General features: G+C 61.7%; 20 protein-coding genes. 8 read left to right on the top strand and 12 right to left on the bottom strand.

Annotation, left to right across the window (positions count from 1 at the left end):
- From V3W40_RS16585 to folE2, 6 genes are read right to left on the bottom strand one after another with little or no spacing between them, the layout of a single operon-like run.
- Nucleotides 1-561, bottom strand: coding sequence for a gamma carbonic anhydrase family protein (locus V3W40_RS16585; protein ID WP_027608202.1), 561 nt, complete (start codon nucleotides 559-561; stop codon nucleotides 1-3).
- Nucleotides 558-971: a phosphoribosyl-AMP cyclohydrolase gene (gene hisI / locus V3W40_RS16590; RefSeq protein ID WP_330215362.1), complete on the bottom strand. Its 414-nt coding sequence runs from the start codon at nucleotides 969-971 to the stop codon at nucleotides 558-560. The genes V3W40_RS16585 and hisI overlap by 4 nt, the downstream gene beginning before the upstream one ends.
- The gene (locus V3W40_RS16595; protein WP_330215363.1) at nucleotides 968-1,846 is read right to left on the bottom strand and encodes a metal ABC transporter substrate-binding protein; all 879 of its coding nucleotides are present in this window, start codon (nucleotides 1,844-1,846) and stop codon (nucleotides 968-970) included. Before V3W40_RS16595 ends, hisI begins: the two co-directional genes overlap by 4 nt.
- A gap of 11 nt (nucleotides 1,847-1,857) precedes the next feature.
- Nucleotides 1,858-2,724 (bottom strand): metal ABC transporter permease, encoded by an 867-nt coding sequence (locus V3W40_RS16600; protein WP_092488156.1) that lies wholly within the window; start codon nucleotides 2,722-2,724, stop codon nucleotides 1,858-1,860.
- Nucleotides 2,724-3,392 (bottom strand): metal ABC transporter ATP-binding protein, encoded by a 669-nt coding sequence (locus tag V3W40_RS16605; protein ID WP_065926779.1) that lies wholly within the window; start codon nucleotides 3,390-3,392, stop codon nucleotides 2,724-2,726. The genes V3W40_RS16600 and V3W40_RS16605 overlap by 1 nt, the downstream gene beginning before the upstream one ends.
- Nucleotides 3,389-4,279, bottom strand: coding sequence for a GTP cyclohydrolase FolE2 (gene folE2 / locus V3W40_RS16610; RefSeq protein WP_065926778.1), 891 nt, complete (start codon nucleotides 4,277-4,279; stop codon nucleotides 3,389-3,391). Before folE2 ends, V3W40_RS16605 begins: the two co-directional genes overlap by 4 nt.
- A gap of 128 nt (nucleotides 4,280-4,407) precedes the next feature.
- Between folE2 and V3W40_RS16615 the strand changes: the two genes are divergently transcribed.
- The gene (locus V3W40_RS16615) at nucleotides 4,408-5,619 is read left to right on the top strand and encodes an N-acetylmuramoyl-L-alanine amidase (protein WP_330215364.1); all 1,212 of its coding nucleotides are present in this window, start codon (nucleotides 4,408-4,410) and stop codon (nucleotides 5,617-5,619) included.
- Here the strand turns inward: V3W40_RS16615 and V3W40_RS16620 are convergent.
- Entirely contained in the window at nucleotides 5,616-5,984 is a 369-nt protein-coding gene (locus tag V3W40_RS16620; protein ID WP_092488160.1) for a glutamine synthetase, read from the bottom strand. The genes V3W40_RS16615 and V3W40_RS16620 overlap by 4 nt on opposite strands.
- Nucleotides 5,985-6,109: 125 nt before the next feature.
- Between V3W40_RS16620 and dksA the strand changes: the two genes are divergently transcribed.
- From dksA to V3W40_RS16640, 4 genes are read left to right on the top strand one after another with little or no spacing between them, the layout of a single operon-like run.
- Nucleotides 6,110-6,514: an RNA polymerase-binding protein DksA gene (gene dksA, locus V3W40_RS16625; protein WP_065926776.1), complete on the top strand. Its 405-nt coding sequence runs from the start codon at nucleotides 6,110-6,112 to the stop codon at nucleotides 6,512-6,514.
- Between the two features lie 27 nt (nucleotides 6,515-6,541).
- A complete protein-coding gene (zigA, locus tag V3W40_RS16630; protein WP_330215365.1) occupies nucleotides 6,542-7,747 on the top strand; it encodes a zinc metallochaperone GTPase ZigA in 1,206 nt (401 codons plus the stop codon).
- Nucleotides 7,747-8,391 (top strand): DUF1826 domain-containing protein, encoded by a 645-nt coding sequence (locus V3W40_RS16635; protein ID WP_137211737.1) that lies wholly within the window; start codon nucleotides 7,747-7,749, stop codon nucleotides 8,389-8,391. The genes zigA and V3W40_RS16635 overlap by 1 nt, the downstream gene beginning before the upstream one ends.
- 44 nt (nucleotides 8,392-8,435) lie before the next feature.
- A complete protein-coding gene (locus V3W40_RS16640) occupies nucleotides 8,436-9,398 on the top strand; it encodes a CobW family GTP-binding protein (RefSeq protein ID WP_065926773.1) in 963 nt (320 codons plus the stop codon).
- On the opposite strand, the gene V3W40_RS16645 is transcribed toward V3W40_RS16640, so the two are convergent.
- The gene (locus V3W40_RS16645; protein ID WP_065926772.1) at nucleotides 9,392-9,787 is read right to left on the bottom strand and encodes a DUF3301 domain-containing protein; all 396 of its coding nucleotides are present in this window, start codon (nucleotides 9,785-9,787) and stop codon (nucleotides 9,392-9,394) included. The genes V3W40_RS16640 and V3W40_RS16645 overlap by 7 nt on opposite strands.
- A 117-nt stretch (nucleotides 9,788-9,904) precedes the next feature.
- Between V3W40_RS16645 and pdxY the strand changes: the two genes are divergently transcribed.
- Complete coding sequence (gene pdxY / locus V3W40_RS16650; RefSeq protein ID WP_330215366.1) at nucleotides 9,905-10,777, top strand: pyridoxal kinase PdxY; 873 nt, start codon at nucleotides 9,905-9,907, stop codon at nucleotides 10,775-10,777.
- A gap of 54 nt (nucleotides 10,778-10,831) precedes the next feature.
- On the opposite strand, the gene V3W40_RS16655 is transcribed toward pdxY, so the two are convergent.
- Entirely contained in the window at nucleotides 10,832-11,317 is a 486-nt protein-coding gene (locus V3W40_RS16655) for an acyl-CoA thioesterase (RefSeq protein WP_003177014.1), read from the bottom strand.
- A gap of 291 nt (nucleotides 11,318-11,608) precedes the next feature.
- Between V3W40_RS16655 and V3W40_RS16660 the strand changes: the two genes are divergently transcribed.
- Complete coding sequence (locus tag V3W40_RS16660) at nucleotides 11,609-13,372, top strand: cation:proton antiporter (protein ID WP_053127534.1); 1,764 nt, start codon at nucleotides 11,609-11,611, stop codon at nucleotides 13,370-13,372.
- A gap of 75 nt (nucleotides 13,373-13,447) precedes the next feature.
- Here V3W40_RS16660 and V3W40_RS16665 read toward each other — a convergent pair whose 3' ends face one another.
- The 3 genes from V3W40_RS16665 to uvrD form a co-directional block, all read right to left on the bottom strand.
- Entirely contained in the window at nucleotides 13,448-13,855 is a 408-nt protein-coding gene (locus V3W40_RS16665; protein ID WP_092488164.1) for an SMI1/KNR4 family protein, read from the bottom strand.
- A 133-nt stretch (nucleotides 13,856-13,988) separates the two neighbouring features.
- Nucleotides 13,989-14,858, bottom strand: a complete 870-nt coding sequence (locus V3W40_RS16670; RefSeq protein WP_074848015.1) for a Tim44 domain-containing protein — start codon at nucleotides 14,856-14,858, stop codon at nucleotides 13,989-13,991.
- 189 nt (nucleotides 14,859-15,047) lie between these two features.
- Complete coding sequence (gene uvrD / locus V3W40_RS16675) at nucleotides 15,048-17,231, bottom strand: DNA helicase II (protein WP_065926768.1); 2,184 nt, start codon at nucleotides 17,229-17,231, stop codon at nucleotides 15,048-15,050.
- Nucleotides 17,232-17,510: 279 nt separating this feature from the next.
- Here uvrD and V3W40_RS16680 point away from each other — a divergent pair, with 279 nt between their 5' ends.
- On the top strand, nucleotides 17,511-20,384 hold the full coding sequence (locus V3W40_RS16680; protein ID WP_330215367.1) for an EAL domain-containing protein: 2,874 nt from the start codon (nucleotides 17,511-17,513) through the stop codon (nucleotides 20,382-20,384).
- Nucleotides 20,385-20,424: the final 40 nt, after the last annotated feature.

The raw sequence follows: 20,424 nt of genomic DNA on the forward strand, positions 1-20,424 counted from the left end.
TTAGAACTCGTTTTGCAGGGCTTTGTAACCGCGCACCAGGTCGACGTTGGTACGTGCCACGTCTTCGGAAAACTCCGAGGCACTGACACTCACCGGCGGGAATTGCGACAGGTCGGTATTCGGCCCGATGCGGGTGGTGGAGGGCACGTAGAAGGCGGCGGGCAAATCACGGCCGTCGACCACCGAGTTATGGCGCACCACGCAGCCATCGCCGACGGCGCAGTTGAACAGCACGCTGTTGAAACCGATAAACACCCGGTCGCCGACGGTGCAGGGGCCGTGGACGATGGAGCGGTGGGCGATGGATGTAAATTCGCCTATCGTCACCGCCGCGCCGGACTTGGAGTGGATGACCACGCCGTCCTGGATGTTGGAATTCGCGCCGATGGTGATCGGGTCCATGGCGCCGCCGGCGTCGACTTCGTCGGCGCGGATCACGGCGTAGGGGCCGACAAACACGTTCTCGCCGATGATGACCTTGCCGCAGATGATCGCGGTCTTGTCGACGTAGGCCGATTCGGCAATCACCGGCAGATCGCCGGAAGGGTTCTTGCGGATCATGCAACTGGCTCCGTCATGATGTGAACGTAAGCGCCGTCGATGGCGTTGTAGAAACAGGTGTGGCGGCCGGTGTGGCAGGCCGGGCCTTGCTGGTCGACGATCAGCAGTACCGCGTCGCCGTCACAATCCAGGCGCGCTTCCACCAACTGTTGCCAGTGGCCGGAGCTTTCGCCTTTGCGCCACAGCTGTCGGCGCGAGCGCGACCAATAGCAGACCTGCCCGGTAGCCAGTGTTTCGTTGAGGGCCTGGCGATTCATCCAGGCCAGCATCAGCACTTCGCCGCTGCCGTGTTGCTGGGCGATGGCGGCGATCAGGCCATCGCTGTTCCACGGCAGGGCGTCGAGCACGGCGGCGAGTGGAAAGCGGCTGCCGACGGCAGCCCCTTCCAGTTCGAGCATGCTCAGGGTCACGGCCTGCTCAACGCTGCGCACAGGGTGTTGAGGTTGTACTCGAACAGCCCGGTGAAGGTGCTCGCCGGGCCTTCGGCAGCCAGGGCGTCGGAGTACAGCGTGCCGCCAATCTGCGCGCCGCTTTCATCGGCGATCTGCTTGAGCAGGCGCGAGTCCTTGATGTTTTCCATGAACACCGCCTTGACCTTGTCCTTGCGGATCTGGGTGATCAGCGCGGCAACTTCGGCGGCCGAAGGTTCACGTTCGGTGGACAGGCCTTGTGGCGCCAGGAACTGGATGCCATAGGCCTGGCCCAGGTAACCGAAGGCGTCATGGGAGGTGACGATGCGACGGTTACCCGGTGGCAGCGCGCCGAACTTGGTCTTGGCTTCGGCCAGCAGGCGGTAGATTTCTTTCAGGTAGGCCTGGCTGTTGCGCAGGTAGTCGGCCTTGTTGGCCGGGTCGGCGGCCACCAGTGCCTTGGTGATGTTGTTCACATAGATTTCGGCGTTGGCCAGGTTGTGCCAGGCGTGCGGGTCGGGGATGGTATCGCCGTCTTCCTCCATGGTGTGGGAGATCACACCTTTGCTGGCGGTGACCACCGTGGCCTTGGTTTCGGTGCTGGTCACCAGGCGGTCCAGCCACGGCTCGAAGCCCAGGCCGTTCTTGATGATCAGCTTGGCCTTGAGCAGCGCCTTGGCGTCGTCCGGGGTTGGCTCGTAGGTATGGGCATCGGCGTCGGGGCCGACCATGTTGCTGATCTGGATGTGATCGCCACCGATCTGGTGGGTGATGTCATCGAGAATACTGAAGCTGGTAACCACCTGGAGTTTGTCGGCGGCCTGGGCCATCGACAACGGCAGCAGCAGACTGAACAGCACGAGTAGAGCGCGCATCGGGAAACACCTCATTGGGATGTAAGCAAAGGCGGGCGGCGCAGCAAGCCGTGCACCGGACCGAAGACCACGGACAGCAGGTACCCGCCGCCAGCCACCAGCACAATCGCCGGGCCGCTGGGCAGCGAGAAGTAGAACGACAGCAACAAACCCAACCACACCGACAGGCATCCCAGCACCGCCGATACCGCGATCAACACCGGCAGGCGCCGGCTCCAGAAGCGTGAAGCGATGGCCGGCAACATCATCAAACCCACCACCATCAAGGCGCCGATGGCCTGGAAGCCAATCACCAGGTTCAGGACCACCAGGGTCAGGAACAAGCCGTGGGCCAGGGGGCCAAGGCGGCTGACGGTTTGCAGGAACAGCGGGTCGAGGGTGTCCAGCAGCAGCGGTTTGTAGATCAGCGCCATGGCGATCAGGCTGAACCCGGAGACCCAGAGCATGCCGGTCAGGGTGGTTTCGTCGACGGCCAGGGCAGAGCCGAACAGCAGGTGCAGCAAATCCAGGCGCTTGCCGGCAAGGCCCAGGATCAACACGCCGGCGGCGAGGGAGATGGGGTAGATGGCCGCCAGGCTGGCGTCTTCGCGCAGGCCGGTGCGGCGGGTGATCCACGCCGACAGGCCGGCCATGCCCAGGCCAGCGCCCAGGCCGCCGATGGTCAACGCGGGCAGGCTCAAGCCCGCGAACCAGAAGCCCAGTGCGGCGCCGGGCAATATGCCGTGGGCGACGGCGTCACCGATCAGGCTCATACGGCGCAGGATCAGAAATACGCCGAGCGGGGCGGTGCTGCAGGCGAGCACCAGCCCGCCGATCAGGGCGCGACGCATGAAGACGAAGTCGAGGAAGGGCGTCCACAGATGGGCGGCGAAGTGCATCAGGCCACCTGCATGTGCGGCTGCGGGCGGATCAACTCTTTGCTGGGGCCGAATACACAGCCACTGCTTTTGATTTGCACCACTTGTTGGGTGTGTTGGCGTACGGAGGCCAAGTCATGGCACACCACCACCAACGTTCGGCCTTCGGCGTGCCAGGCGTGGATATGGCTCCAGCACAGGGCCTGGCCTTCTTCGTCCAGAGCGGCATGGGGCTCGTCAAGCAGTAACACTGGCGACTCGGCAAGGCTCATGCGAGCGAGCAATGCGCGTTGTAGTTGGCCGCCTGACAACGCCATCAATGGGCGCTGTTCCAGGCCACTGAGGCACCATTCTTCCAGCACCTTCTGCAGGCGCTGGCTGCGTTGTTGCGGGGTGAGCCGCGTGCCCCAGAAACCGGCGGCGACCAGTTCTTGCAGGCTGATGGGGAACTGACGATCAAGGTGCTGTTGCTGGGGCAGGAACGACAGGCCACCTCGGCGTGGAACATCCACGGTCACTTTGCCCGCCAACGGTTTTTGCAGGCCGGCGATGACTTTGAGCAGGCTGCTTTTGCCGCAGCCATTGGGGCCGATCACGCCGGTGAGGCTGCCTTTTTCCAGGGTGAAATCCACGGCGGGTGTCAGCGGTTGGCCAGGGGCGCCCCAGCGCAAAGCAGTGCAGGTGATCATGCAGGGTTTCTCGTCCAGCGGCTTTCAGCCACGGCATCGTGCGCGTGCAGGCTTTCGGCGTGGATCACTTTGAGGTGGAAGGCTTTGACCGCATCCGAGCGTTTCAAGGCGAGGTTAAGGCGGCGGGCGGCGTCTTCGCAGAACATCAGGTTCTGCCCGTTGGCCAAGGCAAAGGCTTGTTCGTCCGCGCGTTTTACGGCGGTTTGTACGGCGGTGCCGAGGGCGGCTTCGGCAGCGTTGATCAGCTCCGTCAGCGCCAGATGCTCGCCTTGCAGGTGCACGTGCAGCTGCGCGCTGCTGCGCTGGCTGTGGGGCGTGGCGACGATACCGTTAGCGCTGCCGAGCCAGGTCAGCACGTCTTCATGCTGCAACGGCGTGTTGCCGAAGTCTTGGAGAAATTGCTGCTGAATCAACTGCCTGGCGAGGGCGGCGGAACAGGGGCAGGTTGAAGAATAGGTAACGTCAATTTTTAGTTCCACGTGGAACATCTGGTTTTCCAGGCGCGCTTCGATGCTCACCGGGTAGCCCTTCCAGCCGGCCAATGGGCTGACCAGCGCCGGGCGTTTCAGCAGCAAATTCGTGTGCAGACGCAGGTAGGCGTTCTTAGATAAATCTTCATGACTGTCGAGAAACCGCTGCAGTACATTGCGCAGAAGTGCAGGCGTAACGGGCTGCTGTTCGAGCATCTCCAGTGCCAGGTACAGGCGTGACATATGAATGCCACGAGCGGTGCCATCGTCCAGGCTGACGCCGGCATCGGCGCTGGCGCTCAGGCGTTGGCCGTCAATGAGGATCGGCAGGGCGATGCCGCACATGCCCACCCAGTCGAGTGGTAAGGCTTGGCGTGAAGCCTGCGCGGCAATATCCGGCAGAGTCAGCGCATTCATAAGCAGGTCCATCGTTGGAAATAATTCGACATGTTATAGTATAACAATAGAGTCGACGATGAATTTTCTGCCCCGGCCTTTTTTCACTCATGTGGAGTACGGACACTCCTCCATTTGCGGTATTTGTCATGTACAGACGTCAGCTCCTCAACCTGCTCCTGGCCAGCCCTTTGTTTGCTTTGCCGTTCGCCGCCCACGCGACCCAGATCCGCAATGCACGCCTATGGCGTTCGGACGACAAGCTGCGCCTGGTGTTCGACCTTAGCGGCCCAGTGCAATACAAGACCTTCTCCCTGACTGCTCCGGAACGCCTGATCATCGACCTGAGCGGCGCGGGTCTCAGTGGTGACTTTTCTCAACTTGAGCTGAAGAACAGCGGGATCACCTCGATTCGCTCGGGGCATTTCGGCAAGGCGGATACGCGCATCGTGCTCGACCTGGCCGCGCCGATGCAGCTCAACAGCTTTGTATTGCCGCCTCAGGACGGGCAGGGCCATCGCCTGGTGCTGGACCTGACCAGCGCCACCCGTGCACCGCGTCAAATCGCGGCTGAGGCGGTGCCCTTGGTGGCCGCGGTGAACAAGGCGCACCCCAAGCGCGACATTATCGTGGTGGTCGACCCCGGCCACGGCGGCAAAGACCCCGGCGCTGTCGGGTCCAAGGGCCAGCGCGAAAAAGACGTGGTGTTGTCTATCGCCCAACTGCTGGCCAAGCGTTTGAAGCGCGAAAAGGGTTTTGACGTGAAACTGGTGCGTAACGACGACTTCTTTGTGCCGCTGCGCAAGCGCGTGGACATCGCCCGTCAGCACAAGGCCGATATGTTCATCTCGGTGCATGCCGATGCCGCGCCACGGCTCACTGCCTCGGGCGCCTCGGTGTATGCGCTGTCGGAGGGCGGCGCGACCTCGGCCACGGCGCGCTTTATGGCCCAGCGTGAAAACGGCGCGGATTTGCTGGGCGCCACCACGTTGCTCAATCTCAAGGATAAGGACCCGATGCTGGCCGGGGTGATTCTTGATATGTCGATGAACGCCACCATCGCCTCCAGCCTGCAACTGGGCAGCTCGGTGCTGGGGAGCCTGCAAAGCATCACCAGCCTGCATCAGAAGCGTGTGGAACAGGCGGGGTTCGCGGTGCTCAAGTCACCGGATGTGCCGTCGATCCTGGTGGAGACCGGGTTTATCTCCAATGCCCAGGACGCCCAGCGCCTGGTGACGGCGCGCCATCAACAGGCGGTTGCGGATGGCTTGTTCGAAGGCCTGAAAAATTACTTCCAGAAGAACCCGCCGATGAACAGCTACATGGCCTGGGTTCAGGAACAGAAGAATGCCCAGGCCTAACAGCCGGTAATTCGGCTGCACGTGAATTTGGCAGTGGCGCCCCCGGAGCTGGAAAACCGGTTGATCGTGGTCCAACCCACCCGCCGCGTGTAGCCGACCCATGCCTCTCCATCCGACGCCAAACCGGTAAAGAACGTCAGTTGCCCGTAGCGGCTGTTGGTTTGTGCCCAATAACGTTTCCCGATCACCTCGAAACCGCGCAGATACGTGGTGGTGCCCACCGTCGCTACGCTGTAGGCATTGCCTAGCGGGTCCACACAGGCCAACAGATTGGCGCTGCGCGTGCACTTGGCCAGCAAGCTTGGCGCTTGGGCGCAGGCAGGCCCTGCGACTGCCAGTAACAGGGCGCACACCAGGTATTTCATAGGGTGTCTCGGGCTGGGAAGTGTTCAAGCATTGCGCCCTTCGTCGTAACGAGCAAGGGGGATTGGCTTATTTGCATTGTTATACTATAACATAAAGGCACAGCCTGGCCCGTGAACCGATCCCCATGACCGAACAAGACCTGCTGGCCCAACCGCCCGCCGACTACATGAATGAAGCCCAGCAGGGCTTTTTCCGCGAACTGTTGCTGACTCAGCGCCATGAACTGCAAGCGCGCATCGAGGGCGAATTCCTGGTGCTGCGCGAGCAGGAGCCCAACAGCGACCCGGCCGATGTGGGCAGCGCCGAAGAACAGCGCCAGTGGCAACTGCGCCTGCTGGAGCGGGAAAAGAAGCTCCTCGACAAAATCGACGACGCCCTCGAACTGCTGGCCCGCGGCGAATACGGCTGGTGCCGCGAAACGGGCGAGCCCATCGGCCTGCAACGCCTGCTGCTGCGCCCCACCGCCACCCTGTGTATCGAAGCCAAAGAACGTGAAGAGCTGCGGGAACGCCATAAACGGGCGATTTGACCGGCCAACCCTGATGAGGATTACCTGATGCCCAATCGTCTCCCCGTTACCGTGTTGTCCGGCTTTCTCGGCGCCGGTAAAAGCACGCTGCTCAACTACGTCCTGCGCAACCGCGAAAACCTGCGCGTGGCGGTGATCGTCAACGACATGAGCGAAATCAACATCGACGGCAGCGAGGTGCAGCGTGACGTCACCCTCAACCGTTCCGAAGAAAAACTGGTGGAGATGAGCAACGGCTGTATCTGCTGCACCTTGCGTGAAGACTTGCTCGAAGAAGTCGGAAAACTCGCCAAGGAAGGTCGCTTCAATTACCTGCTGATCGAATCCACCGGGATCTCCGAGCCGTTGCCGGTGGCTGAAACCTTCACCTTCCGTGATGAAAACGAGCAAAGCCTGGCCGATATCGCGCGCCTGGACACCATGGTCACCGTGGTCGACGGCATGAACTTCCTGCTCGACTACCAGGCTGCCGAAAGCCTCGCCTCACGGGGCGAAACCCTGGGAGAGGAGGACGAACGCTCGATCACCGACCTGTTGATCGAGCAGATCGAATTCGCCGACGTGATCCTGATCAGCAAGATCGACCTGATCAGCCGCTGTGAGCGCGAAGAGCTGATGGCGATCCTTGAACGTCTCAACGCCCAGGCGGAAATCATCCCGATGGTCATGGGCGAAGTGCCGCTGCACAAGATCCTCAACACCGGCCGCTTCGACTTCGAACGCGCCGCGCAGGCGCCGGGCTGGTTGCAGGAGTTGCGGGGTGAACACGTGCCGGAAACCGAAGAGTACGGCATCGCTTCCACGGCCTATCGCGCACGTCGCCCCTTCCACCCGCAACGCTTCTTCGACTTTATCGACCGGCCTTGGGTCAACGGCAAATTGCTGCGTTCCAAGGGCTTTTTCTGGCTGGCCAGCAAGCACCAGGATGCGGGTAGTTGGTCCCAGGCCGGTGGCTTGATGCGCCACGGGTTTGCCGGACGCTGGTGGCGCTTTGTGCCAAAAAGCCAATGGCCCCAGGACGAAGAAAGCGTCGCCGCCATCATGGGCAACTGGCAGCTCAGTACCGGCGACTGCCGTCAGGAACTGGTGTTTATCGGACAAAACATCGACTTCGCGCGGATGCGTGCCGAGTTGGACGCGTGCTTGCTCACCGATGAAGAACTGGCCCTGGGTGTCGAAGGTTGGCGCCTGCTGGCTGATCCGTTTGGTCCCTGGTATGAAGAGGCCGCCTGATGCTGGCACCGCTTATCCCCTTGCGCCCGGTGGTGCGCCAGACCTGTGGTGAAACCCCGCTGGCGCTGTCCGATATTCTCGAAGACGGCGTGAACCTGGCGCTGTGGCAGCGCCAATTGCCGTTGCATATCGCCGAGTTCGGCGCCTTGCTGGTGGCGCTCAATGAACCGTTGGCCGAGTCCTTGGTGATCGAACTCAACAACGAAGACGCCGAGCCGAACCTGTGCGGTCTGGCGTCCAGCTGCCGCGATCTTGAAGGCTACGAAGGTTTTATCGCCGATGTGTCGTGGCTGGTCAGCGCCTTTGCGTGCCTGCTCGGCGCCAAGCGCATCGGTGTGCGCCTGCGGCTGCTGGATAAAGCCATGTGCCCGCGTTTCCACGTTGACCATGTGCCGGTACGGCTGATCACCACCTATGCCGGCATCGGTAGCCAGTGGTTGCGCGAAGGGGTGATGGACCGACGCAAGCTCAGCCAACCGGACGCCGAACCGCGCCAGCGCATCGAACAGATCCAGTGCGGTGAAGTGGCCCTGCTCAAAGGCACCAAATGGCACGGCAACGAAAACCACGGCCTCATCCATCGCTCCCCGGCGTTGAAAGCGAATGAGCGCCGATTGATTCTGACGCTGGATTGGCTCGCGTAACCGCGTAGGATCAAACCCTCTACACGGTCCGAACGATGGCACCCATGCTGCAGAACATTCCCACCCACGTGATTGCCGGGCCCTTGGGCGCCGGCAAGACCAGCCTGATCAAGCACCTGCTTGCCCAACGTCCGGCCAACGAGCGCTGGGCGGTGTTGATCAACGAGTTCGGCCAGATCGGCCTGGACGCTGCATTGCTGACCCTGGATGACGATGGCATTGCCCTGGGTGAAGTCGCCGGTGGCTGCCTTTGTTGTGTGAATGGCGCACCGTTCCAAGTAGGCCTGGGCCGGTTGCTGCGTAAGGCCAAGCCGGATCGGTTGTTTATCGAACCCTCGGGCCTGGGGCATCCTGCGCAGTTGCTCAAGCAGTTGCGCGAAGCGCCGTGGCAGCAGGTGCTGGCGGTTCAGCCCTGTGTGTTGGTACTGGATGCCCAGGCGCTGGCAGCGGGCAAACCCTTGCCGCCAGCGCAGCAGGAAGCGTTGGCCAGTTCCGGGCTGTTGGTGTTGAACAAGGATGAGGGGTTGGATGCTGCGCAACGCGAGGCCGTCGAACGACAGCTACCCGATCGGAACATTTATTGGACGCAGCAGGCGTACGTGCCACTCGGCAAACTGCCAGGCTTGAATGCGCAGGCTGAAGCGGCTGTGGATAACTTCGTGGTGCCCAAGGGGCTGGCTCAATTGCCGGCTATCTGGAGTGATCCGAGCGTGCCGATTTGCCTGAGCCAGGCCCAGGAGGGCGGTTGGAGTATCGGTTGGCGCTGGCACCCGAGCCAGCAATTCGATTCCGAGCGTTTGCATCTGTGGCTGACATCCCTTGAGTGGCGCCGCGCCAAACTGGTTATCCACAGCCGTGATGGGTGGATCTCGGCCAACGCTGTGGATAACAGCCGGTTCGCCTGGCAACCCAGCGAATGGCGTCGCGACTCACGTATCGAACTGATCTTCAGCGCACCACAGGACGTGGCCGCGTTGCAGATCGCACTGGCCGCCTGCCGTTACTGACGGTTCTTGGTGGCGTGGTCCTGGCGCCATTGGCTCAGCTCGATCACATTGGCGCTGGGCAGTGCTTCCTTGACCTCGAACGGGTAGGGCGCCAGTTCGATCTGCGCACTGTGGGCGCCGAATTGCGTGATGGTCCCGCTGTGACGGGTCTCGCCCGTGACGGTGAACTCGAAATTGTAGATACGCGCCAGACGCCGCCGACCGTTGGCATCCTTCACAAAACCGATGCGCTTCAACGCCACGGCGCCGTCGAGCAATTCGATATCGAGCTTGGCGCAATGCTGCTTGACCCGCGCCAACGCCCGCTCTCGCAGGCCGTGGTTGTGCCATACCCAGGCGGCGCCGGTCGCCAGCAGCATCAACACGAAGATGTTTCCCAGGGTCAGCATGCGAAAAACTCCAACAAAGTGAGAGCAGCTTAACTGTGTCGTCGGTCTGTCGTACAGGCTGCGTTTAGTCGCATACTGCGCGGCCAGAATTTCAATGGCTTTACGGAAATCTCCTGCATGAAACGCACACCTCATCTGCTTGCTATCCAGTCTCATGTGGTCTTTGGCCACGCCGGAAACAGCGCCGCCGTGTTCCCCATGCAGCGGGTCGGGGTGAACGTCTGGCCGCTGAACACGGTGCAGTTCTCCAACCATACCCAGTATGGTCAGTGGGCGGGCGAAGTGCTGGCGCCGCAGCAGATTCCTGCGCTGGTGGAAGGCATTGCCGCCATCGGCGAGCTGGGCAACTGCGATGCGATCCTGTCTGGCTACCTGGGCAGCGCGGATCAGGGCCGCGCGATTCTTACCGGTGTGGCGCGCATCAAGGCCGTCAACCCCAAGGCCCTGTACCTGTGCGACCCGGTGATGGGCCATCCGGAAAAGGGCTGCATCGTGCCGCAGGACGTCAGCGATTTCCTGCTGGATGAAGCGGCGGCCATGGCCGACTTCCTGTGCCCCAACCAACTGGAACTGGACAGCTTTGCCGGGCGCAAGCCGCAATCGCTGTTCGACTGCCTGGGCATGGCCAAGGCATTGCTGGCCCGTGGCCCGAAGGCGGTGCTGGTCAAGCACCTGGATTACCCGGGCAAGTTGCCGGATGGTTTCGAGATGCTGCTGGTAACTGCCGAGGGCAGCTGGCACCTGCGTCGGCCGCTGCTGGCGTTCCCGCGCCAGCCGGTGGGCGTGGGCGACCTGACGTCGGGGCTGTTCCTGGCGCGGGTGTTGCTGGGCGACAGCCTGTTGGCGGCTTTTGAGTTCACGGCCGCGGCGGTGCACGAAGTGCTGCTGGAAACCCAGGCCTGCGCCAGTTACGAGCTGGAACTGGTCCGCGCCCAGGACCGCATTGCCCATCCTCGCGTACGTTTCGAGGCGACGCCGATCAGCCTGTAAGTACACAGAACCCAATGTGGGAGGGGGCAAACCTCCCACATTTTTTGGTTGGACTTACAGCGCGTCAGCCTTGATTTCCTGGTAGCGCTTCTCAAGCTCCTGGCGGATCTGCCGGCGCTGCTGGGCCTGCACGAACCGGCGCTTGTCTTCACTGTTATGGGGTTGCAGCGGTGGCACGGCAGCGGGTTTACGCTGGTCGTCCACGGCCACCATGGTGAAGAAGCAGCTGTTGGTATGACGCACCGAGCGCTCGCGGATGTTCTCGGTCACCACCTTGATGCCCACTTCCATCGACGTATTGCCGGTGTAGTTGACCGACGCAAGGAATGTCACCAGCTCGCCGACATGGATCGGTTCGCGAAAAATCACCTGATCCACCGACAGCGTCACCACATAGCGACCGGCATAACGGCTCGCGCAGGCGTAGGCCACTTCATCGAGGTACTTGAGCAAGGTGCCGCCGTGGACATTGCCTGAGAAGTTGGCCATGTCAGGGGTCATCAATACCGTCATCGACAGCTGGGCGTTTCCGGGTTCCATAGCACACTCACGGGTTGTAGGCATTGGTTGGGTGGCACCTCTGCGGGTGCTGGGATCTTTGCAGCGCCATCCCTTACGGGACGCCGGTGGGCGGCTTGCCGTCACGCGTTCACCGATCTGTTTCCATATATTGCACCGGCTTTCCGGCGGAAGTCGCGGTGTTAACCTTCAAAAGCCCATCTCAGGGCATTTCTTACGATAAAGGCAGACTTTTCCTTCCGCATTTTGCGATTTTTCAAAGGCGCGTGCGGAAGTGGGAAAAGCGCCAGTACCCTCAAGGAGCCCCTCGCCATGCACGCCATCAGCTTTATCCAGGACTTGGCTGTGATCATGCTGGTGGCAGGGGTGGTCACCGTCCTGTTTCACCGCCTCAAGCAACCCGTGGTGCTGGGGTACATCGTCGCCGGCTTCATCATTGGCCCGCACACCCCGCCGTTCGGACTGATCCACGACGAAGACACCATCAAGACCCTCGCCGAACTGGGGGTGATCTTCCTGATGTTCTGCCTGGGCCTGGAGTTCAGCCTGCGCAAGCTGTTCAAGGTGGGGGCCACGGCGTTTATCGCGGCCTTCCTGGAAATCATCCTGATGATCTGGATCGGCTACGAGATTGGCCGCTGGTTCGACTGGAACACCATGGACTCGCTGTTCCTCGGCGCGATCCTGGCGATTTCCTCCACTACCATCATCGTGAAGGCACTCAATGACCTGAAGATGAAAAACCAGCGCTTCGCCCAACTTATTTTTGGCGTGCTGATTGTGGAAGACATCCTCGGCATCGGCATCATCGCCTTGCTCTCGAGCATCGCCGTCAGCGGTACGGTGAGCTCCGGCGAGGTGTTCTCCACGGTCGGCAAGCTCTCGCTGTTCATGATTGTCGCGTTGGTCATCGGTATTTTGCTGGTGCCGCGCCTGTTGGCCTACGTGGCCAAATTCGAAAGCAACGAAATGCTGCTGATCACCGTACTGGGCCTGTGTTTCGGTTTCTGCCTGCTGGTGGTCAAGCTGGAGTACAGCATGGTGCTGGGGGCGTTTCTGATCGGCGCGATCATGGCCGAATCCCGGCAATTGGTTAAGATCGAGCGCCTGATCGAGCCGGTTCGCGACATGTTCAGCGCGATCTTCTTCGTGGCGATCGGCTTGATGATCGACCCGCAGATCCTCCTGCAATACGCCTGGCCGATCGCGGTGATCACCGTGGCCGTGGTGCTGGGCAAGATGCTGTCCTGCGGCCTGGGTGCCTTTATCGCCGGCAATGATGGTCGTACCTCACTGCGGGTAGGCATGGGGCTGTCACAAATTGGCGAGTTTTCCTTCATTATCGCCGCGCTGGGCATGACCTTGCAGGTGACCAGCGACTTCCTGTATCCGGTGGCGGTGGCCGTTTCGGCGATCACTACGCTGCTCACGCCGTACCTGATTCGCGGCGCCGACCCTTTGTCATTGAAGATCGCCGCCGTGATGCCCAAGCGTATGAGCCGGGTGTTTGGCATGTACGGCGAATGGTTACGCAGTATTCAGCCGCAAGGCGAGGGCGCCATGCTGGCGTCGATGATCCGCAAGATCATCCTGCAGGTGGGCGTGAACCTGGCGCTGGTGATCGCGATTTTCTTCGCCGGAAGCTTTTTCGCGGTGCGCATTGGTGGGTACCTGGAAGGTTGGATCAGTGATCCAAGCTGGCAGAAGGCGTTGATCTGGGGTGGGGCATTGCTGTTGTCGCTGCCGTTCCTGATTGCGGCGTACCGCAAGCTTAAGGCGCTGTCGATGTTGCTGGCGGAGATGAGCGTGAAGCCGGAAATGGCCGGGCGACATACCCAGCGTGTGCGACGGGTGATTGCGGAGCTGATCCCGATTTTGTCGCTGCTGGTGATCTTTGTGCTATTGGCAGCCTTGTCGGCCAGTATTCTGCCGACCAACAAGTTGCTGGTGCTGATTGCCGTGGTCACGGCGGCGGTGGCGGCCGTGCTCTGGCGATGGTTCATCCGTGTGCATACGCGGATGCAGGTCGCCTTGCTGGAGACGCTGGATAACCATAAGGATACGCCGGAGCACTAGTGGGGGCCGCTACGCGGCCCGGCGCGGGACAAGCCCGCTCACCACCGCAAGCCCGTTCGCCACGGGGGTCAGGTCTCAGCTTTCCAGCCAGACGTCCCGCGCCCAGTGCCACACCGATTCCCAGGTCTCTTCGGTGATGAGTTCTTCTTCGCCGGACCACAGCACCACGGTGCCGTCTTCTTCGACGCAGTAGTAATCGTCACCGTCTTGGCAGATCGGGATCATGCTGCGGTCAACACCGGCATCCCAGGCGTTGGCAGCCACGTCCGGCAGGTAGGTGTGGGATTGCGGGTCGGTGACGGTCACCGGCTCCAGGCTGCCGTACACCACATCGCTGACGGTCAGCAGGAATTCACGAAAGACAAACGGGATGTCGATGAACAGCTGTTCCTCGATTTCCACCAATTGATCTTCGTCAGGCAACTCCAGAGGAACCGGAACCGGTTCATTGGCTTCACGCAATTGTTCGATGATTTCTTCCACGGCCGGGATCCTCTTGCTGATGGCGCGGTTTATAGGGGCGTTTTATACAGTAGCTCGCCATAAGTGCAACCGTGAAATAGAAAACCCCGGACAGGTCCGGGGTTTTGTTACGGCTTGCTCAAGCGCGTGGGTATCAGCCGTTCTGGCGGATACCGGCGACCAGCCATGGCTGGTTGTCGCCTTGGGCACGTTCCATGTTCCAGCTTTCGCTGAACACTTCACCCTGGTCGAAACGCGAAGTCTTCGACACGCCACTGAAGGTCAACGTTGCGATGGTCTTGTCGGCGCGATCATCCACACCTTCCAGTTGCACGTGCAGGTCGTCGATATAGGTCGACTGGAAGCCGTCGCCCAGGTCGGCGCGTTCGCGCTTGAGGAACTCCAGCAGTTGCGGGGTCACGAACTCGGAGATCTTGTCCATTTCGTTGGCGTCCCAGTGCTGCTGCAGGGACTGGAAGTGGCTGCGGGCCGCTTCGACGAAACGCTCTTCGTTGAACCACGCCGGTGCGTTGATCACCGGGCGGGCTGCGGCAGGCGCTGCCGAACCACCGAAGATCGAACCCATGGCTGGCTTCTGCTCGAACACTTCACGCTGCATCGGCGCGCCGGCCGGAGCCATTTGCTCCTGCTGCTTGCGGCGACGGGCGGCGATGAAACGGAAGACCAGGAAGGCGATGACCGCCATGATCAGGATGTCGAAGATCTGCATGCCCTGGAAGCCGCCGCCCATGAACATGGAAGCGAGCAGGCCACCGGCCGCGATACCGGCCAGAGGGCCCAACCAGCGCGAAGCACCGCCGGCCTTGGCAGCGGCGCCGGCAGCCCCGGCTGCGCCTGCGGTAGCGGCAGCACCGCCGGCACCGGCGGATGGAGCCATTTGGCTGGTCTGGTGAGTCGGCGCCGCGCCCGAGCTTTTGCCGCCACCGAAGCGTTTGGCGTTGGCGTCGAGGCTCATCGTCAGGCCGATGCACAACGCCATGGCGATGCTAAGAAAACGTTTCATAAAGGGAATTCCCATTTGTGGATTGCACGCGCGCCATGTTGCACAGGTGTAGTGACAGTGGCTAGCGACATAATGTTTCGGGCTTTTGCGTAAGACCGAATCAGAATGGTCTGTAGGACGTATTACAGATATTGGCCCGCGCTCGTTAAAAACAAGGGCGGGCCAATAACCTTCATGTTGGCAAATGTTTCAGACCGCTTCGAGCTTCGCGTAGCCCATCATCAGCCATTTGCTGCCTTCGGCGAAGTTCACCTGCACCCGTGCCTGGGCTCCGGCGCCTTCGAAGTTGAGGATCACGCCTTCGCCGAAGATCGCATGCCTGACCTGCTGGCCCAGGCTGAATGGGGTTTCCGGAATCTCGGAACCGGCGAACATGTTGCTGGAGTTCTGCTGCTGGCCCCCGCCGAACGGGCGGCTGACGCTGTTGGACAGGCGCACTTCCTGGATCAGTCCCTTCGGCACTTCACGTACGAAGCGCGATACCTTGTTGTAGGTCTCGCTGCCGTACAGGCGTCGGGTCTCGGCGTAGGTCATCACCAGGTTCTGCATTGCGCGGGTGATGCCCACATAGGCCAGGCGGCGTTCCTCTTCAAGACGGCCGGGCTCTTCCAGGCTCATCTTGTGGGGGAACAGGCCTTCTTCCATGCCCACCAGGAACACATACGGAAACTCCAGGCCCTTGGCGCTGTGCAAGGTCATCAACTGGATGCTGTCTTCATGCTCATCGGCCTGAGTATCGCCGGCCTCCAGGGACGCATGGCCGAGGAAGGCGGCGAGCGGAGTCAGCTCTTCGTCTTCCTCGGTGTTTTCGAACGCGCGGGCGGCGCTGACCAGTTCCTCGAGGTTTTCTACCCGGGCCTGGCCTTTCTCGCCTTTTTCCGCTTCGTGATAGGCAATCAGCCCGGATTGCTCGATCACCGTCTGGGTCATCAGGTGCAGGGGCATTTCCGAACACTTGGCCGCGAGGTTCTCGATCAACTCGACAAACACCCCCAGCGCCCCGGCAGCACGCCCCGTCAGGCCTTTATTGGCAATGAGCAGGCGCATGGACTCCCACATCGACACATCGGCATGGCGCGCGTGGTCGCGAATCGCCTCGACGGTTTTCTCGCCGATGCCACGGGCCGGGATATTGATCACCCGCTCCAGTGCCGCGTCGTTGCCACGGCCTTCGAGCAAACGCAGGTATGCCATGGCGTTCTTGATTTCCGCACGCTCGAAGAAGCGCTGGCCGCCATAAATGCGGTACGGGATGCGCTCGCGCAGCAAGGCTTCTTCCAGCACCCGCGATTGGGCGTTGGAACGGTACAGAATCGCAATATCGCTACGGGCAAGGCCGGTTTTCAGCGCGCTTTCGATGGTTTCCACCACGTAGCGCGCTTCATCGTGCTCGTTGAACGCGGCATACAGGTTGATCGCCTCGCCTTCGCCGCCGTCGGTCCACAGCTCTTTGCCCAGGCGCCCGGTGTTGTTGGCGATCAAGGCGTTGGCGGCCTTGAGGATGCCGGCGGTGGAGCGGTAGTTCTGCTCCAGGCGGATGGTGACCGCGTCCGGGAAGTCCTCGGAATACTGGTAGATGTTCTCGATTTTCGCGCCACGCCAGCCGTAGATCGACTGGTCGTCGTCGCCCACCACCATCAGGCTGTCGCCGCCCTTGGCCAGCAGACGCAACCAGGCGTACTGCACGGCGTTGGTGTCCTGGAACTCGTCCACCAGAATGTGACGGAAGCGTTTCTGGTAATGGGCCAGCAAACCCGGATTGTCGCGCCACAGGTCGAGGGCGCGCAGCAGCAGCTCGGAGAAGTCGATAACGCCAGCGCGGGCGCAGGCCGCCTCGTAGGCTTCATAAATGCTGCGCATGGTGGCCAGGAACAAATCGCCGCTGGCCTGGATGTGCTGCGGGCGCAGGCCTTCGTCTTTCTGGCCGTTGATAAACCACTGGGCCTGGCGCGCCGGCCAGCGCTGCTCGTCGAGGCCCAGCTCACGGATCACGCGCTTGACCAGGCGTTGCTGGTCATCGCTGTCGAGGATCTGGAAGGTCTGGGCCAGGCCCGCTTCCTGCCAGTGTGCCCGCAACAGGCGGTGCGCCAGGCCGTGGAAGGTGCCCACCCACATACCGGCCGGGCTGATGCCCATCAACTGCTCGATGCGGTGGCGCATCTCGGCAGCGGCCTTGTTGGTGAAAGTCACCGACAGGATCGAATGCGGGGACGCGTTCTCGACCTGGATCAACCAGGCGATACGGTGCACCAGCACTCGGGTTTTACCGGAGCCAGCACCGGCCAGGACCAACTGACGGCCAACGGGGGCCGCTACGGCCTGGCGTTGGGCATCGTTGAGGGAGTTCAGCAAAAGAGAGAGATCATCGCGCATCGGCGCATTCTATGGGCCTAAGGGGGCTCGGGCAAATCCCAATGCCGGGTGGTCGACGCAAAACGTCTCGCGTGGTCCCGGCCGGGCAAACATTCTGGCAGGGCTGATGACCGGTAAGTCATGGGCCACAGCCCGCGCCGTGCCTCGCTCAAGGGGTCTGGCCCCAAGGTTTGCGGCTGTTCACAGGGTGACTTTTATGATCTGGAGCAGTTTGGCCCAAGCGCTTGCTTGTGTATGCTCCGTCGACGTTTCGGGCTCACCATTATAAGAACACTGCCTATGACTCTCAGCACCGACCTGCTCGGCCCCTCGGCGGCGCCCGCGCAGGTTATCCGCAAACATTACGCTACCGAGATGGCGGTCGAGCGCACACGCCTGCTCTATCAGGGCTCGTTGCTGCCCACCTTATTAATGCTGGTCAACGGCCTGGTCTGCGCCTGGCTGCTGTGGAACCCCAGGCAATACCTGCTGGACAGCGTCTGGCTGGTGTGGCTGCTGGCCCTGGTGGCGATGCGTGTGATCCAGGTGGCGGCCTTTGATTCGGCCATGCCCAGCCGTCAGGCCCAACCCATCTGGCGGCGCATGTTCATGCTGGGTTCGGCGGTCAGCGGACTGACCCTGGCCACCGCAGCCATCGCCCTGGTGCCGGTGGACAGCTTCATGCAGCAGGCCTGGGTGTTCGGCCTGATCGGTGCGGCGACGCTGTCGGCCAGCGTCGCCTATGCAGTGAGCTTTCCGGCGTTCCTGTCCTTTGCCTTGCCGTGCCTGGTGCCGGCGATTGTCTATCTGTTCTGGAATGGCGCCCCGCAGCAACAGGGCTGGGGTGTGCTCGGCCTGATCCTGCTGGCGTCCCTGAGCGTGGTGGCGTGGCAGGTCAACCGCCTGATCCAGCGCGGGCTGCTGCGGCGTTTCCAGAACCAGGCATTGATCGAGCATCTGCAGCAGGCGCAGCAGCGCAGCGAGCAGCTGAATCAGGATCTGGTGCGCGAAGTCGAGCAGCGGCGTCAGGTTGAGCAGGAACTACGTGAGGCGCAGATCGGCCTGCAGGACCGCGTGGCACAACGCAGCCAGGAACTGGACGCCGCCAGCCTGGCCCTGAATAAAAGCGAGGCGCGCCTGGCCATGGCCCTGCAAGCCAGTGAGCTGGGCCTGTGGGACTGGAACCTGCAAACCGATGAGGTTCATCACACCCAGCTCAAAGAGCTGTTCGGCCTCGAGCCCGAGTACGTCACGGCCATGCTCGGCCACCTCAAGCCGCGCCTGCACCCCGACGACCTGCCGCTGCTCAAGCGGGCGCTGGTGGAGCACCTTAAAGGGCGCACTGAGGATTACCAGGTGGAATACCGCGTGCGCCATGGCGATGGCCACTGGGTGTGGATCGAAGACCGCGGTCGCGCCGTGGAGCGTGCACTCAGCGGGCGAGTGATTCGAATGCTCGGCACACGCCGCGACGTCAGCGCCGGCAAAGCCCTGGAGGAGCAACAGCGACTGGCCTCGACCGTGTTCGAGGCGGCCAGCGAAGGCATTGTGATCCTTGATCCGGACTACAAATTAATCGCCGTCAATCAGGCTTTCAGCCGTGTCACTGGCTTTGAGATCGATGACATGCTCGGTCGCAACGTCGTCGAGCTGCCCAGCAGTCGTGATGCGCGGCGCCACTTCCCGGTGATCCGCCAAGCGCTGCTCACGCATGGGACCTGGCAGGGCGAGTTGGTAGAAACGCGTAAGAATGGCGAACTGTACCCGCAATGGCTGCAACTGAACGTGGTGCGCGATGTTCGCGGAAAAGTCAGTCATATCGTGGGCTTCTTCGCCGATCTATCGGCGCGGCGCGAATCCGAGGAGCGCATGCGCTACCTCACCCACTACGATGAGTTGACCGGCCTGGCCAACCGCTCGCTGTTCCGCGAACGGCTGCGCGAGGCCCATCAGCGTGTACGCCAGGGCGGGCGCAGCCTGGCGTTGCTGCATATCAACCTCGACCGCTTCAAGTTGCTCAATGACAGCCTGGGCCATGAAGTGGCCGACCAGTTGCTGCAAAAAATGGCCCGTCGGTTGATCAATGCCTTGCCCGAGGCTGACACCATCGCGCGTTTGTCCGGCGATGAGTTCGCCGTGTTGTTCGACGCCTACGGCAACCTGTCGAGCCTGGCGCGGGTGGCCACACGGCTACTGGCCAAACTGCGGGTGCCGGTGACGGTGGAAGGGCATGAGTTGGTGGTGAGTGCGTCGATGGGTATCAGCCTGTTGCCGGATAACGCGCGGGAAATTTCCGCGCTGGTCAGTCAATCGAACATGGCCATGCAGCACGCCAAGCACTTGGGCGGCAATAACTTCCAGTTCTACACCGACAGCCTGCAAGCCAGCACCCTGGAGCGTTTGCAGCTGGAAAACCATCTGCGCAAAGCCATCGATGAGCGCCAGCTCACGGTGTTCTACCAGCCGAAACTGTGTCTGGCCACCGGCAAGCTGAACGCTGCCGAAGCGTTGATCCGCTGGGAACATCCGCAATGGGGCATGGTGCCGCCAGGCGACTTTATCGGCCTGGCCGAAGAAACGGGCCTGATCGTACCGCTGGGCGAATTCGTGCTGCGCGAGGCCTGCTGGCAAGCCTGTGAGTGGCAGCGCCAGGGGCTGGCACCGATCCGCGTGTCGGTGAACCTCTCGGTGCACCAGTTGCGCCAGGGCAAGCTGGTCAGTCTGGTGCGCCAGGTACTGGAAGAAACCGGCCTGGACCCGCAATACCTCGAACTGGAACTGACCGAGAGCCAGTTGCTCGACAGTGTTGAACACATCATCGCGACCTTCCAGCAACTGCGCGACCTCGGCGTGAAGCTGGCCATCGACGACTTTGGCACCGGCTATTCATCCCTCAGTTACCTCAAGCGTATCCCTGTGGATTACGTAAAGATCGACCAGACCTTTATCCGCGGCCTCGGTCAGGGGCGGGAAGACGCCGCCATTACCCGAGCGATCATTGCGATGGCGCACGGACTGGCGCTCAAAGTGGTGGCCGAAGGCGTGGAAGATCAGCAGCAGCTGGATTTCCTGCGTACAGAACGATGCGATGAGGTGCAGGGCTACCTGATCAGTCGGCCGATGGAGGCCGAAGGGCTGGCAGATTTGTTACGCAACAATGCAGATTTTCCCTGAAGACAGTCCGCACGCCCCTATGGCTACAAGGCAGCTGCCC

Origin of the sequence: Pseudomonas sp. AM8, assembly GCF_036346475.1 — a bacterium.
GTDB classification, from domain to species: Bacteria; Pseudomonadota; Gammaproteobacteria; order Pseudomonadales; family Pseudomonadaceae; genus Aquipseudomonas; species Aquipseudomonas marginalis.

Excerpts from the sequence above, each read along its gene's own strand:
- V3W40_RS16585 (WP_027608202.1), bottom strand. The coding sequence starts at position 561 with ATGATCCGCAAGAACCCTTCCGGCGATCTGCCGGTGATTGCCGAATCG.
- V3W40_RS16595 (WP_330215363.1), bottom strand. The coding sequence starts at position 1,846 with ATGCGCGCTCTACTCGTGCTGTTCAGTCTGCTGCTGCCGTTGTCGATG.
- V3W40_RS16600 (WP_092488156.1), bottom strand. The coding sequence starts at position 2,724 with ATGCACTTCGCCGCCCATCTGTGGACGCCCTTCCTCGACTTCGTCTTC.
- V3W40_RS16605 (WP_065926779.1), bottom strand. The coding sequence starts at position 3,392 with ATGATCACCTGCACTGCTTTGCGCTGGGGCGCCCCTGGCCAACCGCTG.
- folE2 (WP_065926778.1), bottom strand. The coding sequence starts at position 4,279 with ATGAATGCGCTGACTCTGCCGGATATTGCCGCGCAGGCTTCACGCCAA.
- V3W40_RS16615 (WP_330215364.1), top strand. The coding sequence starts at position 4,408 with ATGTACAGACGTCAGCTCCTCAACCTGCTCCTGGCCAGCCCTTTGTTT.
- V3W40_RS16620 (WP_092488160.1), bottom strand. The coding sequence starts at position 5,984 with ATGAAATACCTGGTGTGCGCCCTGTTACTGGCAGTCGCAGGGCCTGCC.
- dksA (WP_065926776.1), top strand. The coding sequence starts at position 6,110 with ATGACCGAACAAGACCTGCTGGCCCAACCGCCCGCCGACTACATGAAT.
- zigA (WP_330215365.1), top strand. The coding sequence starts at position 6,542 with ATGCCCAATCGTCTCCCCGTTACCGTGTTGTCCGGCTTTCTCGGCGCC.
- V3W40_RS16635 (WP_137211737.1), top strand. The coding sequence starts at position 7,747 with ATGCTGGCACCGCTTATCCCCTTGCGCCCGGTGGTGCGCCAGACCTGT.
- V3W40_RS16640 (WP_065926773.1), top strand. The coding sequence starts at position 8,436 with ATGCTGCAGAACATTCCCACCCACGTGATTGCCGGGCCCTTGGGCGCC.
- V3W40_RS16645 (WP_065926772.1), bottom strand. The coding sequence starts at position 9,787 with ATGCTGACCCTGGGAAACATCTTCGTGTTGATGCTGCTGGCGACCGGC.
- pdxY (WP_330215366.1), top strand. The coding sequence starts at position 9,905 with ATGAAACGCACACCTCATCTGCTTGCTATCCAGTCTCATGTGGTCTTT.
- V3W40_RS16655 (WP_003177014.1), bottom strand. The coding sequence starts at position 11,317 with ATGGAACCCGGAAACGCCCAGCTGTCGATGACGGTATTGATGACCCCT.
- V3W40_RS16660 (WP_053127534.1), top strand. The coding sequence starts at position 11,609 with ATGCACGCCATCAGCTTTATCCAGGACTTGGCTGTGATCATGCTGGTG.
- V3W40_RS16670 (WP_074848015.1), bottom strand. The coding sequence starts at position 14,858 with ATGAAACGTTTTCTTAGCATCGCCATGGCGTTGTGCATCGGCCTGACG.
- uvrD (WP_065926768.1), bottom strand. The coding sequence starts at position 17,231 with ATGCGCGATGATCTCTCTCTTTTGCTGAACTCCCTCAACGATGCCCAA.
- V3W40_RS16680 (WP_330215367.1), top strand. The coding sequence starts at position 17,511 with ATGACTCTCAGCACCGACCTGCTCGGCCCCTCGGCGGCGCCCGCGCAG.